The sequence below is a fragment of the Sphingomonas sp. G5 genome, from assembly GCF_052660795.1.
Genome location: NZ_CP109660.1, coordinates 3,201,737 through 3,216,581, shown reverse-complemented (window position 1 = coordinate 3,216,581; position 14,845 = coordinate 3,201,737). Strand labels below are relative to the sequence as shown.

At 69.3% G+C, this 14,845-nt stretch carries 11 protein-coding genes; 4 read left to right on the top strand and 7 right to left on the bottom strand.

All coding sequences use genetic code 11. The features are described 5' to 3' along the window. Positions 1-18 precede the first annotated feature (18 nt). Positions 19-1,875 (bottom strand): beta-glucoside-specific PTS transporter subunit IIABC, encoded by a 1,857-nt coding sequence (locus NE358_RS15230; protein ID WP_289939823.1) that lies wholly within the window; start codon positions 1,873-1,875, stop codon positions 19-21. Between the two features lie 191 nt (positions 1,876-2,066). Beyond that, entirely contained in the window at positions 2,067-2,975 is a 909-nt protein-coding gene (locus tag NE358_RS15225; RefSeq protein ID WP_103208169.1) for a PRD domain-containing protein, read from the bottom strand. Positions 2,976-3,146: 171 nt separating this feature from the next. On the opposite strand from NE358_RS15225, the gene rlmN reads away from it, so the two are divergent. Further along, positions 3,147-4,430 (top strand): dual-specificity RNA methyltransferase RlmN, encoded by a 1,284-nt coding sequence (rlmN, locus tag NE358_RS15220; protein WP_289939820.1) that lies wholly within the window; start codon positions 3,147-3,149, stop codon positions 4,428-4,430. A 168-nt stretch (positions 4,431-4,598) separates the two neighbouring features. Here the strand turns inward: rlmN and NE358_RS15215 are convergent, their stop codons facing one another. Further along, a complete protein-coding gene (locus NE358_RS15215) occupies positions 4,599-6,281 on the bottom strand; it encodes a sensor histidine kinase (protein WP_289939818.1) in 1,683 nt (560 codons plus the stop codon). 131 nt (positions 6,282-6,412) lie between these two features. On the opposite strand from NE358_RS15215, the gene NE358_RS15210 reads away from it, so the two are divergent. After that, on the top strand, positions 6,413-6,760 hold the full coding sequence (locus NE358_RS15210; protein ID WP_246078331.1) for a response regulator transcription factor: 348 nt from the start codon (positions 6,413-6,415) through the stop codon (positions 6,758-6,760). 94 nt (positions 6,761-6,854) lie between these two features. On the opposite strand, the gene NE358_RS15205 is transcribed toward NE358_RS15210, so the two are convergent. Genes NE358_RS15205 through NE358_RS15190 form a run of 4 tightly spaced genes read right to left on the bottom strand, consistent with a single transcriptional unit; the run spans position 6,855 to position 12,863 of the window. After that, positions 6,855-8,495 (bottom strand): class F sortase, encoded by a 1,641-nt coding sequence (locus tag NE358_RS15205; protein WP_289939816.1) that lies wholly within the window; start codon positions 8,493-8,495, stop codon positions 6,855-6,857. After that, positions 8,492-9,379: a DUF4397 domain-containing protein gene (locus NE358_RS15200; protein WP_141378249.1), complete on the bottom strand. Its 888-nt coding sequence runs from the start codon at positions 9,377-9,379 to the stop codon at positions 8,492-8,494. Before NE358_RS15200 ends, NE358_RS15205 begins: the two co-directional genes overlap by 4 nt. 29 nt (positions 9,380-9,408) lie before the next feature. Next, the gene (locus tag NE358_RS15195; RefSeq protein ID WP_289939815.1) at positions 9,409-11,394 is read right to left on the bottom strand and encodes a phospholipid carrier-dependent glycosyltransferase; all 1,986 of its coding nucleotides are present in this window, start codon (positions 11,392-11,394) and stop codon (positions 9,409-9,411) included. Beyond that, on the bottom strand, positions 11,391-12,863 hold the full coding sequence (locus tag NE358_RS15190; protein ID WP_258873504.1) for a glycosyltransferase family 2 protein: 1,473 nt from the start codon (positions 12,861-12,863) through the stop codon (positions 11,391-11,393). Before NE358_RS15190 ends, NE358_RS15195 begins: the two co-directional genes overlap by 4 nt. Positions 12,864-13,109: 246 nt before the next feature. Here NE358_RS15190 and NE358_RS15185 point away from each other — a divergent pair, with 246 nt between their 5' ends. Then, entirely contained in the window at positions 13,110-13,985 is an 876-nt protein-coding gene (locus NE358_RS15185; RefSeq protein ID WP_289939814.1) for an ABC transporter ATP-binding protein, read from the top strand. Then, a complete protein-coding gene (locus tag NE358_RS15180; protein ID WP_289939813.1) occupies positions 13,982-14,785 on the top strand; it encodes an ABC transporter permease in 804 nt (267 codons plus the stop codon). The genes NE358_RS15185 and NE358_RS15180 overlap by 4 nt, the downstream gene beginning before the upstream one ends. Positions 14,786-14,845: the final 60 nt, after the last annotated feature.

Genomic DNA, 14,845 nt, shown 5'->3' with positions numbered 1-14,845 from the left:
GTTCTGTGCCTCCTGGGGTCAGCGGGCGGGGGTGAGGGAATCGACGGAGACGGCGCGGAACAGCGTCTCGCCGTGCGAGAGAGGACCGGATGCCGCGTCGGCGATGTCGGGGTAGAGATCGCCGTTCGTGACGATGACCGGCGTGATCAGGTCGTAGCCGGCCTTCTCGATCGCGTCGCCGTCGAACTCGACGAGCAGGTCGCCCGCCTTCACCTCGGTGCCGGACTGCACCTTCAGCGTGAAGTGCTCTCCGCCGAGCTTGACGGTGTCGAGACCCACGTGGATGAGCAGTTCGACGCCGTCCGCTCCGCGCAGGCCCACCGCGTGGCCGGTCGGGAAGGCCGCGACGACGGTGCCGTCGAAGGGGGCGTAGACCGCGCCCGAGGTCGGACGGATCGCGACGCCCTTGCCGAGCGAGCCGTCGGCGAAGGCGGCATCCGGAACCTCGGTGAGCGGCACGACGGTGCCGTCGACGGGGCTGAGAACCACCGTGTCGGTGGTGGCCGCCGGGATGGCGGGAGCGGCGGCGTCGACCGGGTCTGTGAAGCCGAACACCACGACCAGCACGAACGGGACGACGATGGCCACGAGCAGACCGATGCCGAGCATGATCATGTTGCCGTTACCGAGCAGGGCGGGAAGAGCCAGACCGGAGGGCACGACGAACGCCTTCGAGAAGACCCCGCCCATCGCGATGAGCGCGCCGCCGAGCGCACCGCCGACGACGCCGAAGGCGAAGGGGCGCTTGAGGGGGAGGTTGATGCCGTAGATCGCGGGCTCGGTGATGCCGGCGAGGAAGCCCGACAGTGTGGCCGGAGCGGCGAGCGAGCGCAGGTTCTTGTTGCGGGTGCGCACCAGCACGCCGGCGACGGCGGCCGCCTGGGCGAGCACGGCGGCGAACACGGGGCCGAGGAGCAGAATCTGCCCGGTGGTCTGGTATTCGAGCTGGAACAGCGGCACGAGACCCCAGTGCAGACCGAAGATCACGAAGACCTGCCACAGCCCGCCCATGATCGCGCCGCCCAGCCACGGGAGGGTCTCGAAGACCCAACCGATGCCGGCCGCGAGGCCGCCGCCGACGAGGCTCGAGATCGGGCCGATCACGAGGAAGACGAGCGGCACGGCGACGAGCACGACGATCATCGGGGTCAGGAAGCGGCGCACCGCGCCGGGCAGGACCTTGAGCAGGAAGCGCTCGGCGTAGCTCTGCAGCCACACGATGATGATCACCGGGATGACGCTCGAGACGTAGCTGACCATCGTGACCGGGATGCCGAAGAAGGTGATGTCGGGCTGACCGTTCAGCGCCGTGATGGTCGGGTACACCAGAGCGCCGGCGATGGCGAAGGAGGTGAACTCCGACGCCTTGAAGTAGCGGGCCGCGGTGATGGCCAGCGCCAGCGGCAGGAAGTTGATCAACGCATCGGACAGCGCGTTGAGGATCGTGTAGGTCGTGCTCGTGGCATCCAGCCATCCGAAGGTGACGGCGGCGGCGACGAACGCCTTCAGCAGACCCGTGCCCGCGAGGGCCCAGAGGATCGGCGTGAAGATCGACGAGATCATCGTGATGAACCGGTTGAAGAGGTTGCCCTTCGCCCCGCTCTCGCCTCCTTCGGCGTCGCCGCCGAGCGTGGTCTGCGACTGGATCGCGGCGTACACGTCGGGCACGTCGTTGCCGATCACCACCTGGTACTGACCGCCCGCCTGGGCCGTGGTGATGACGCCGGGCGTGGCGCGGATCGCTGCGGCATCCGCCTTGCCCTCGTCTTTCAACACGAACCGGAGCCTCGTCGCACAGTGCACGAGGGATTGGACGTTGCTCTCTCCACCGACACCGGCGAGGACCCCCGCCGCCGTCTTCGCGTGATCCGCCATCGGAACCGCCTGCCTTTCGCCGCATCGATGCGGCCTGTTCGAATGTTCTGTGGCGACGCTGCCGGGTGTTTCGGGCAATAAAAAAGACCCGAATCCGTTCATCGCTCGTCAGCGATGTGGATTCAGGTCTTGCCCGCTCGCGCGGTAACAATCCGGAAATCGTCGGCAGGGTGTGACGCCTGCGACGGCGACTATAGCACCGGGGCGTCGGGGCCGCCACTGTCGTCGGCGCGGCCCAGGCTCGTCGCGAGGCGCTCGACATGCACCGTGAGGTAGAGCACCTCCTCGTCGGTGAGGGTCGACCCGGTCGCCGCGAGGACGTAGGCCTTCACGGCCTCGGCGATGCCGAAGGCGCGGGGGTAACGGTGCTTGGCGAACTCGAAGAACGACGAGTCGCCGCTCGAGAGCATCGCGCGGTTCACGAGCCGCTGCAGCAGGAAGCGCACGTGCAGGATGAAACGCGCGTAGTCGGGGCTCTCGGTGTCGAGCGCGACGCCGAGGCCGGTCTCGACGGTGCGCACGACGTGCTGCACCCGACGGAACAGCAGGGCCGCGGTGCCGTTGGGCTCGTCGCGCGTGGCGTTGAGCAGGTGCATCGTCAGGAACACGCCCTCTTCGGGCGGGAGCTCACGGTCGAGGGATGCCGCGATCGAGGTCGCCATGCGCTCCGCGGCGCGTGATTCGTCGGGGTGGAGGATCCGTAGCTCGGGCATGGAGGTGCCGGGGATGCGGATGCCCTGATCGAGGCGTTCGATCACATAGGTGATGTGGTCGATGACCGCGAGCGGTAGCCGGCGCCCCAGGTCGCGACCCAGGTCGCGCTCGGCCTGGTCGACGGCGTGCAGGACCGCCTCGACGAGCGCGTACGGCGCGTCGGTGAGGAGCTTCTGGGCGTGAGCGGTGTCGCTGCCCTGCTCGAGGACGAACGTCTTCTCGACCTTCGCGGGATCGACGCGGCCCTCGTGCTTGAGCTGGAAGCCGATGCCTCGACCCATGAGCACGCGCTCGCGGCCGTCGCCGTCGATCGCCACGACGACGTTGTTGTTCAGAAGCTTCTGCACGCCGCCGGGCGGGAGGGAGACGTCACCGGCACCGGGCATGGGATGCAGTTTAGGGTGGCGGATCTGCCGGAGCTGTGTTGTTCTGCATGCGTCCGCGCCTGAGGAGCCGACAACTGTCGCTTCGGACCGCCCCAGGCGACAGAAAGCGACCCCTCGCGCGGGGAGGACGCGCCCAGCCGCGGTGCAGGAGCGGCCGGTACCCTGGAAACCATGACCGAACAGCCCCCCGTGCGCACGACGACGCCCCGGCAGGTGCGCCCCGAGGGAGCCCCGGCGAACACCGGCTTCCGCCAGGTGCGCCCCAAGACCGAGGGCTGGCAGCAGGCCAAGGACGAGACCGGTCGCCCGCTGCTGCAGTTCGCCAGCCCCAAGCGCGGCAAGCCGCCGGTGCACCTCGCCGACCTCACGTACGACGAGCGCGTCGCCACGCTCAAGAAGCTCGGCCTCCCGGGTTTCCGCGCGAAGCAGCTCGAGAAGCACTACTTCACGCATTACACGTCGGATGCCGCCGACATGACCGACCTCCCGGCATCCGGCCGCGAAGAGCTCGTCGCGGGAATGCTGCCGCCGCTGCTCACCGAGGTGCGCCGGCTCGAGACCGACCGCGGCGACACGATCAAATTCCTCTGGAAGCTGCACGACGGCGCGCTCGTCGAGTCGGTGCTCATGCGCTACCCCGGCCGCATCACGCTGTGCGTGTCGAGCCAGGCCGGCTGCGGCATGAACTGCCCGTTCTGCGCCACCGGCCAGGCGGGGCTGACCCGCAACATGTCGGCGGCCGAGATCATCGAGCAGATCGTGCGCGCCAACGCCCTCATCGCCGCCGGCGGACTGGGCGGCAAGAAGAGCTCCGACCACTCGCTCGACCGCGTGTCGAACATCGTGTTCATGGGCATGGGCGAGCCGCTCGCCAACTACGCGCGCGTCATGCAGGCCGTGCGGGTGATGGTCGACAAAGAGCACGGTCTCGGCATGAGCGCACGCGGCATCACGGTGTCGACCGTCGGACTCGTCCCCGCGATCAAGAAGCTCGCCGACGAGGACATCCCGGTGACCTTCGCCCTCTCGCTGCACGCCCCCGACGACCACCTGCGCGACGAACTCATCCCGGTGAACTCCCGCTGGAAGGTCGACGAGGCGCTGGATGCCGCACGCGCCTACTTCGACAAGACCGGGCGCCGCGTGTCGATCGAATACGCCCTGATCAAAGACATGAACGACCACGCCTGGCGTGCCGACCTGCTGGCCGAGAAGCTCAACGCCCGCGGACGCGGCTGGGTGCACGTGAACCCCATCCCGCTGAACCCGACGCCGGGCTCGATCTGGACGGCATCCGAGGTGCCCGTGCAGAACGAGTTCGTTCGACGCCTCAACGACGCCGGCATCCCGACGACGCTCCGCGACACCCGTGGCAAAGAGATCGACGGGGCGTGCGGTCAGCTCGTCGCGACCGAAGAAGACGAGGCGGCGGCGGAGGCGACTCCGGTCGGTTGAGTCTGATCCCGAATGCCCCTGGCCGCACGGCCGGGGGCATTCGTCGTCGTCGCGGATCTCGACGAACTCCGACCACGCGCGCATCCCGACTCGAAGAACCGCGGGAGACGACCCTTCCTCGTTCGCCTTGCTGCGGTCGGGGGCAGACGCGGCCGCTGGCGAGGCGTATCAGTGCGGCGTGATCGCCACGGCGTGCGCGTGCGAGGTCGCGACGGCCGGGTTCATCGGCACGTCGATCCGCACGGTGGTCCCGGCGCCGGGCGCGCTGACGACGGCGATCTTTCCCCCGTGCGCGTCGACGATGGTCTTCACGATCGACAAGCCCACTCCGATGCCTTGGAGGGCGTTCTCTCTGACCGCCTGAGCTCGATAGAACCTGTCGAAGATACGGCGTTGCTCGTCCGGGGTCATTCCGATACCCGTATCGGCCACCGAGACGCAGATCGTGTCGCTCTCCTGCCGGTGGGCGCGGACCGTGACCGTTCCCCCTCGGGCGGTGAACTTGAGGGCGTTCCCCACCAGGTTCTCGACGGCTTGCCCGAAACGCCTCGGGTCGACGTCGGCGAGCAGGTCCGTTTCCACACGCGTATCGAGCACGATGCCGGTCCGCTCGGCGACCACGGTGAACTGCTCGACCGCGCGCCGCACGATGACGTCGACATCCGTCTGCTGACGCTCCAGGACCAGTTCGGCATCGGCGACATGGAGGAGGTCGTTCACACGCTTCATGAGGGTGTCGGCATTGCGCTCGATCGTCGCCAACCAGGCGTCGATGCCCAAGTGCTGCGCGCGCTCTCCGAGGACGTCCACGATCTCCTCGGTGTATCCGATGATCGAGGTGAGCGGCGTCCGCAATTCGTGCGAGACCGTCGTGAGAAATTCCTCTCGAACCTCGATCGCATTTGCGAGTTCTGTGACGTCGTACGCGACGATGACCGTGCCCAGAAGGGTCCCGTCCTCACGGTGCACCCGCCGTGAGGACGCCATGATCGCGATCTGGTTCCCGGGCCGGCCCAGCCATTCCATATGGCTGGCGATGACTTCACCTCTCAGGGCACGCGGAATGATCTGCTGATCGAGGGAAATAGGTGTCTTTCGATCGGCCGCGAGGACATCAGGTCCTGCGAACGGGGGGATATCCAGCCGGAATCCGACGATGTCCACCATCTTCTCCGCGGTGGAGTTGGCCAGGATCAGCTCGTCGCGGGCGTTGTAGTACGCCACGGCGCCCGTGACCGTGTCGAGGACCGACCGAAGCAGCAGTTGCGTCTCGTTCGACTCGTTCAGGGCGCCACGCAGCGCCGCGGTGGCCTCCTCGGCGATTGCACGTCTCTTCTCGAAACTCCGCGCGCCCAGGTGGATCGCCAGCGATATCCCCGTCGCGATGAACGGCAATGCCAGCACATTGACGATCGCCAGCAGCGTTGTCGCCGGACGGACTCCCAGAGCAAACGGTAACGCCGCGATCAGGGCGCCCGAGACGAGCACCACCGTGAGCCCGGGCCAACGGAACCGGTACGCGATCCAGGCGAAGGGAAGCAGGCAGAGCATTCCCACGGTGGGGAGGTAGGCGAGCAAGGCCGTGCGGACACCGGCGATGCAGATCACGTCCAACATCGGGATCACGACGACCCAAGCGGTCATCATCCAGTGCTTGCTCGGGAGGAGGAACACCCCGGACGCGATGGCCAGCGCAGAAAGACCCGCCCACAGGAGAGGGGAATGCGAGAGCTCCGGCACGGCCAGCACGGTGGCGATCGAGGCGACCGTCACGCCCACCAGAAAGGGCAGTTGCAAACGTACGAAAATCTGGTTCGGCCGCAAAGGAGTCCAAAATGCTCTCTCTGGCACCGTATTTCTCCTAGGGTTCCACCAATCCCGCGGCGTCATTTTTCCACGCCTGGCTCGAGGGGAGGCGGGTTTCGTGCCTGCCGAGGTGATGTTGCTGCAAGATATCCCATATGGGAGCTTCAGTAGTGGTCGTGGATGATGACGATGACATTGCCGGCCTGCTGCTGATGGGGCTGGAACGCGCCGATATCACCGCCGTCCGTGCCAGTAATGGCGAAGAGGGTGTCGAAGCCGTTCGTCGCGAACAACCTCGCATCGTTCTGCTCGATTGGATGATGCCCGTGAAAGACGGCATCCAAGCCTGCGCGGAGATCCGTGCCGCGACCGAGATCGTCCAGCCCACCATTCTCATGCTCACCGCCCGTACTCTGGCCGAAGACCAGCGACGCGCGTACGACACCGGGGTCGACGAGGTCATCGAGAAGCCCTTCCGACCCCGCGCCATCGTCGCCCAGGTCCGAGACCTGCTCGCGAGCTGACGCACCTCTCTTCGCCGCCGGACGGCGCTTCTCCCGTGGCGATCGTCGAGGAGAGGCGGAGGAACGACCGTGCCGGGCGCGAGGGAGGTGGTCGTCAGGCCGCGACGGCCGTGACCACCAGGTTGTCGACGTAGTGCCCGCTGGCCGGATCCCAGGCGCCGGCGCACGTCACGATTCTCAGCTGCGGTGTGGGCGTCGGCGCGTACACCGACTCGGTGGGGAAGCTGTTCTTCTCCACGGTCTGCAGCCCGGTCACCACGAAGTCGGCGGTCGAACCGTCGGCTCGTCGGACCGATACGGTGTCGCCGGGCGTCAGGCGCGGGAGGTCGAAGAACACCGCCGGGCCGGTGGGGGAGTCGACATGCCCCGCGATCACCGCGGGGCCCACTTCCCCGGGGAGGACGCCCTTCTCGTACCAGCCGACCGCGTCGTAATCCTGCGGTGACTGGATCCACCCGTCGGCCCCACGGTCGAGACCGATGAGATCCGAGTCCACCCCGATCGCGGGGATCGAGATGTGCACGGGCACGGCCGTGCTGGCCGCCGCGGGAGAGACCGGGTCTTGGAAACCGCCGGCAGCGCCCACCCCGGGCGCTGTCGTCGCCGCCGTTGCCCCGGCCCCCGTCGCGACCGCCGCGGTCTCGTCATCCTGGAGCGGAGGGCACCCCCCGAGGACGTCGTCGGTGAGCATCGCCGTCGAAAGCGCGGTCCACGCCGAGCCGTAGTAGGTGGGGGTGGATGCCGCGGTGTCGGCCGCGCGCCGGAGATCCTCGCGCGCGTCGTCGGATCGCCCCTCCGCGGCGAACGCCGCTGCCCGCGCGGCGTACGCGACGGGATGCTGATCCGACGTCAGCGCCCCCGACCCGGCGTCGAGCTCGGCGGCGAGCGTGTCCTGCCCCGGCAGCGCCCCGGCCACGCGCGCGGCGAGGGCGCGATCGGCCGTACCGCACGCCTCCGCGAACCGGATGGTCGTGCGCGCCGCGTCGTAGCCGTACGCCGGCTCGCCCCCGCCCCCCGCGGAGCCCGCGAGGGCGACGGCGCCGTCGGCGGAGACGGTGGCCCAGTTGGTCGGCAGGGGGTTGGCATCCAGCAAGGCGCTCGTCACCGCCCTGCTTCCCTCGGCCACCTCGTTCCACCGGGGGTCGCCCGACGCGCGAGAGAGCACGTCGAACGCAGCCGGAGACGCATACGACGGGTTGTAGGCGTGGGGGGATGCCGTCGCCCACGGGCCCGGCAGCAGGATGCGCCCGAGCGCGGTCTCGACCGTCATCTCGTCAAGCACGGCCGCGCCGAGAGCCACACCCTGCTCGCGGAGGTCATCGCGACCGAAGGCGTCGCCCGCGAGCACGAGGGCGCGCGCGGCGTCGAGGTCGGCGTCGGAGGCCGGCTGCTCGTCGATGACGGCCCCGTCCTTCCACTGCCACGCCAGGAGGGAGTCGTCGCGCTGGAGGTGGGTGGTCGTCCAGTCCCAGATGCTGTCGAACCGCGAGGGATCGTCGGCGGCGACGGCGAGGAGCAGGCCGTACGCCTGCCCCTCGCTGACCGTGTCGCCACCCTGGTCGGTGCGGACGACCCGACCACCGTCGACGTACTCGTCGAGGAAGGCCTTCGCCGTCTCGACGGTGCGGTCGCCGGTGTCCGGACCCGATTCGGCGGGGACGCTGCACGCCGCCATCGTCAGGCCGAGAGTGGTCGCGAGCGCGCTGGCCGCGAGCGTTCGGCGGGCGCCCCTCACGCGTCCGCCTCGACCTCGCGGCGGCGGCGCACCGCGATCAGGGCCGACACTCCGAGCACCGCAGCCGCAGCCGCAGCCGCGCCGACGCCGATCGGGTTCACCGCGGCGACCGCGGTGCCGCCGCCGCCGGTGTGGATGCCGCCGACGGGCATGTCGGCCAGCGTCGCCGAGTCGGTGATCGCCTGCGCGGTGAGCGCGCCGCGGGCGTCGTCCAACACGAACAGGGTCGAGACCGACCCCGCCGGCAGGTCGACGGCCGAGGTCGCGGACTCGTCCGCGCCGGTCAGCTCGAGGTTCCACGATCCCGCCGGCACCGCGGCGTAATCGGTCGCCGCTCCCGCCGGCACATCGCGGGCGATGGGGCGTCCTTCGGCGGTGTCGACGTTCACGGTCGGCTCGACCGTGGAGGCCTGCACGACCCGCACCCGCGCCTGGCCGTCGGCCGGGGCGGAGAGGTCGTCCTCGAACACGGTCGTCTTCAGATCGGCGTTGCGGCCGTAGGCGGCGACGGTCAGCGGCTCGCCTTCGGCGACGTCGATGGACTGCTGCACGACCGGCTGCGTGCCGTCGGCCGCGTCGGAGGGCACCATCGACACGACGTACGTGCCATCGGCCAGGGGGATGTACGGGCTCACCGCGCCGTAGGCGACGTCGTCGAGCTCGTACACGACGGCGCCACCGGCCAGCGCCGTCAGCTGGACGTCGACCGACTTGGTGTCCGGCGACAGGTGCGCCACCCGCGCCCACCCGCCGGGCTCGGCGGCAGCGGCCGACGCGGCGGGAGCGGTGGCGATCCCGATCCCCGCCGCGATCAGGGCGGTGGCACCGATGGCGGCGAGCCGAGCGGGACGACGGGAGAGAACAGAGGCAGTCAGGGGGAACATGAGGGTCCTTTCGTGGGGGGAAGAGAGGATCAGGTGGAGGGACGGGGGAGCAGGTCGACCGGTTCGTCGGGCGAGAACGTGATCACCACACCGGCGTCACCGCGCTCGACGGACACCGGACGCAACGGCCCGGAGAGCGACTCGTAGAAGCGCAGCAGGGCGTCGGCCCCGGCGGCATCCCCCCGCGCGTCCTGACCCGCGAACGCGCTGACGACGAGCTGGCGATGCACACCCGAGGGGTCGCCCTCGAGCTGCGCGAGATCAGCCACGTCGATCCGTCCCGACGACGACAACTGGCCGAGCGTGAGCAGGATGCGACCGTCGACGACCCCGGAGGTGAGCAGATCCTGCTCCTCGGCGGGGACTCCGACGTCGGTGTTGCGCAGGACCTGCTGGCCCGCGACGGACCGCGCGGCGTACAGGTCGCCGTCGGCGGCCTGAGCGAGGGCGGCCTGGTCGGTGTCGACCAGACGGACGTCGACCTTCTGCGCGCCGTCGCCGAACGACGCCACGACTGCACTGTTCTCGATCGCCTGGCGAACGGTCGGGAACTCGGTCGGGAAGGTGCGCATCGAGTCGGTCGTGATGACGTAGTCGTAGTCGCGCCATCCGTCGGGGGCGAGCTCCTGCACATCGGTGTCGGTGTCGGCCTTGTAGTACCAGACGACGTTCTCGCGATCGAACCCGGAGCGGACCAGGTCGACCCACATCGCGTCGTCGACGAGCATGCGCGCATCTCCGGGCGCGTTCTGGGTCATCCAGGCCTCCGCGTCGCGGAGCGGTCGATCGAGGTCTGCGAGCAGGAAGCCTCGCAGTTGCGCGGCCCAGAGGGGTCCCGCCGCACAGAGCGCCACGATCAGGCCGGAAGCCAGCGCGACACCGGTGAACCGCTGCAGCACGGCGTTCGAGCGCAGCGCTTCGAGTGCCCGCTGACCCATGCCGGCGACGACGATCGCGGCGAACGGCAGCAGCATGATGACGTAAGGCACGGGCAGGTAGCCCCCGCGGAACATGAACGCCGTCAGGGCGAGCAGCGCGATCGCCCACGGGCGAAGGCGCCGCACGAACAGCGCGGCGACGGCGGCGGCGAGCGCGGTCACGATGAGCACGGCGTCGAGTTGCCACCACAGGCCGACGGTGCGCGACATGAGGCTCTCGGGGTCGAAGAGCGAGCCGCTCCCCTCTCGAGACGACAGCTGGAAGGCCAGCCCGTCCCATAGGCTCACCCGACCCGGTGCCGGGGTCACCTCGCCTTTCACCAGGGCGAACGCCACGTAGGTCAGGCCGATCAGGCCGAGCACGGATGCCGCGACCGACAGCGTGTATCGACGGGTGGTGCGATCGGCGCCGCGCCACATGAGCCACGCCACCAGCGGGAGCGCGAGCAGGTAGGTCTCTTTCGTGAGGACGGCCACGCCCAGGGCCGCCGCCGCACCGATGTAGCCGATCAGCTGGGCGCGCCGGCTCATCGCGAGCAGCAGCGCAGCCAGCAGCCACGCGGTCGCGATGTTGTCGAGGTACACCTGACGGTGGAACTGCACGGCCAGCGGCGACAGTAGGAAGATCGCCACGGCGACGGATGCCGTGAGCCGGGCGAACCCGATGCGGCGCACGAGGCACCACAGCAGCACCGCGGCGATCGCCGTCGCCGCGAGCATCGCCTCGCGAGCGGCGATGACCGCGACGTCGTAGCGGTCCCACGCGTCGGTGAGCCCCGCCCACGCGGCGATCTGGATCCATCCGAGGGGCGGATGGTCGTACCAGTAGGTGTAGTGCGTCAGCTCGCCCAGATTGCCGAGGCTCCACGCCTGGGCGGTGTAGGTGCCCTCGTCGTCGATGCGCTGGGGCGAGCCGCCCAGATTGAGGGCGTTGACCAGGATGCCGATGAGCAGCGGCGGCAGAAGCCATGCGGCATCGATCAGACGGTCGCGCCACCGGGGCTGTCGGGTCTCGGACACCCGCTCGGCGCGACGGGAGGCGGGGGCGGGGAACGTGCGATCGAGGGTGGAGGTCATCGGGTCGCCTCCATCGTCGCGGTCGCGAGTGCGGGCGTCGGGGTCGGAACAGCAACGGCATCCCGGTGGGCACCCGTGTGCTCGGTCTTCTCCCAGCTGCCGTCGCCCTTGAGCTGTCGCACGACCGAGCGCACGGCCGCAGCGGCGAGGAACACCTGGTACGGGATGAGCCCGAGGACGAGCCGGACGTAGTCGCGCACGCGCACCTTCTTGTCGTACACGCGCCCGAACTCCGTCAGCCCGGCCGCCTCGGCGACGAGCGTGACGACCGTGGGCACCAAGGGGAGGAACGTAATGAGGGCGACGGGAGTCGGCACCTTCACCAGCAGGATGAACGCGATCGAGATGGGGATCAGCAGTCCGGTCGCCGCCTGCAGGAACGGCATGTTCAGCAGGTAACGGGCGTACATGCGCTGGCGCAGAGTCGGCAGTGCCTTCCATTCGCCTTTGCCGAGCACCTGCAGGAACCCCTGGTTCCAGCGCGTGCGCTGCTTGTAGAGCGACTTCAGCGTGGGCGGGGTCTCCTCCCGCGTGACGTACTCGGGGTTGTACGCCACCACGACCTTCGCGCCGTCGCTGGACAGACGCACGCCGAGCTCGCAGTCCTCGGCCAGGCACTGGTCGTCCCAGCCCCTCGACCACGCGAGGCGGTCGCGGGTGACGAAGACCGTGTTCCCGCCCAGCGGAATGAACTTCGACCGGGCGTGGAAGTGCAGGCGCGAGCGGAACCAGAAGTAGTACTCGAGGACGTTGCGCAGCGACCACCAGCTGGTCTCGAAGTTCATCAGCTGGACGCCGCCCTGCACCACGTCGGCACCGGTCTCCTGGAACTTGGAGTCGACGACGGTGAGCAGTCCGGGGTGCACCTCGTCTTCGGCGTCGAAGACGCCGACCACATCTCCCGTGGCGATCTGCAGAGCGCGATTGAGCGCCTTGGGCTTGTTCTTGGGCACGCTGTCGTCGACCACGACCTTGATGAGGTGCGGATGCCGCGCGGCAGCCTGACGGACCACGAGCTCGGTGCCCGGGTCGTCGTGCCCGACGATCGCGATGATCTCGAAATCGGGGTGGTCCTGCTGAGCGAGGCGGTCGAGGGTCTGGCCCATGACCTCTTCCTCGTGTCGACCGGGGACGAGGAGCGTGAAGCGGTGTCGTGCGGGGCGCGGGGACGAACTGAACTGCGTGGCCCGCAGGTCGTCGGCGGAGCGCCACGCGTGCAGCATCCACCACAGCGTCGTCGTGGCGACGACGGTCAGGGCGAGCGCGAGCACGATGACGCCGCTGTAGCCGAGCCATTCGCCGATCGACCAGTCGGGAAGGAACCCGCCGGTGGTCGACGTACCGGGTTGGGCGGGGATGACGGTGTCGGTGACGCCGGTCGAGCCCTGTCCGGGCGCGGGGGCGACCGGGGTCAGCAGGGGCTCGGGCGTCGGGTTCGGGGCGGTCTGCGAGAGGGGGGAGGGCAGCAACGACAAAGGAACCTCCAGCGTCCACGTGGACGGTTCGAGGGCGGTAAGGGGGATGCACGACGACCGGGGGCGAAAACGTCGCGCACAGGTGGTTCGTGAGCAGGCGGGGGGAATGGTTTGGACAGCACAGGGGATTGCCAGGGTCGGAGGTCGAGGCCGTCGCGCGGCGGGCGTTCTCCGATCGGTGGATGCCGACTCCACCGGCTCGTCGTTCCGGTCATGACGCCCCTCCCTCAGACTGAGGACATGAGCGAGAACGTCGTCGAGGTCGAGAACCTGCGCAAGACCTACCGCGGCGGCCTCGAAGCCCTGCGCGGCGTCGACTTCGACATCCGCCGAGGCGAGACGTTCGCGCTGCTCGGCCCCAACGGCGCCGGCAAGAGCACCGTCATCGAGATCCTCGAGGGCTACCGTGACCGCACGAGCGGCGAGGTGCGCGTGCTCGGCGTCGACCCGCACCACGGCGGTCTCGACTGGAAGGCGCGGCTCGGCATCGTGCTGCAGAACACGGGCGAGGCGCCCACCGCGAGCGTGCGGGAGCTGCTCGCGCACTTCGCCTCGTTCTACCCGCACCCGAGGAACGTCGACGAGGTGATCGCCGCGGTGGGGCTGAGCGAGAAGGCGAAGGTGTCGGTGCGCAAGCTCTCGGGCGGTCAGCGCCGCCGCGTGGACGTCGCCCTCGGAATCATCGGCCGACCCGAGCTGCTGTTCCTCGACGAGCCGACCACGGGTTTCGACCCCGAGGTGCGGCGGCAGTTCTGGGACCTCATCCGCGACCTGCAGGGCGAGGGCACCACCATTCTGCTGACGACGCACTATCTCGACGAAGCCGCCGAGCTGGCGGAGCGCGCAGCGATCATCGTCGGCGGGCAGATGGCATCCGTCGGTCGTATCGACGAGCTCGGAGGACCGTCGGCGCGTGTGCCCGTCGTGCGGTGGCGCGAGGGCGGCGAGGTGCGCGAGGAGCGCACGCAGGACCCCGGGGCGGTGGTGGCGGCGCTGTACGCCCGCCTCGGCGAACCGGAGCGGCTCGAGGTCGTGCGCCCGAGCCTCGAGGACGTGTACCTGTCGTTCCTCGGCGACGAGGCGCGTCGCATCACCGCGGCGGGAGGCGTCGCGTGAGCCGCGTGCTGCGGCTGGGCGCCGCGCGCATCGCCTTCGAGGTGCGCTCGTACTTCCGCCAGGGCGATTCGGTGTTCTTCACCTTCCTCTTCCCGGTCATGATCCTGCTGATCTTCGCCGTCGCGTTCGACTCTCAGACCTTCGGTCCGCCCGGAGACGAAGTGGATGCCGCGCAGTTCTACCTCCCCGCGATGCTCGCCGCGGGCGTGCTGCTGTCGGGCCTGCAGAACATGTCGATCGACATCGCGATGGAGCGCAGCGACGGCACGCTCAAGCGCCTCGGCGGCACCCCGCTCAGCCCGGTGTCGTACTTCATCGGCAAGCTCGGTCAGGTGCTGGTGACCGGCTTCCTGCAGTCGGTGCTGCTCATCGTCGTCGCCGCGGTGTTCTTCGGGGTGCCGCTGCCGACCGAGCCGGAGCGGTGGCTGACGTTCGCGTGGGTGTTCCTGCTGGGGGTGACGACCTGCGCGATCCTCGGCATCGGCCTGTCGGCGCTGCCGCGGACCGGTCGCAGCGCCACGGGAGTCGTCATCCCGATCGTGCTGCTGCTGCAGTTCATCTCGGGCGTGTACATCAACTTCGCAGCCCTGCCCGAGTGGTTGCAGAACGTCGCGAGCGTCTTCCCCCTCAAGTGGCTCGCGCAGGGGTTCCGTTCGGTCTTCCTGCCCGAGGGCTTCGCCGCGGGGGAGCCGTCGGGGTCGTGGGACCACCCGCTGATCCTGTTGGTGACGGGACTCTGGTTGGTGCTGGGGGTCGCGCTCGTGCGGTTGACGTTCCGGTGGATCCGGAAGGACGCGTGATGTCGCGGCTGTCCTCGCACCCCCACGCATAAACGCTTCTCGCGACCATAAACACGCTGT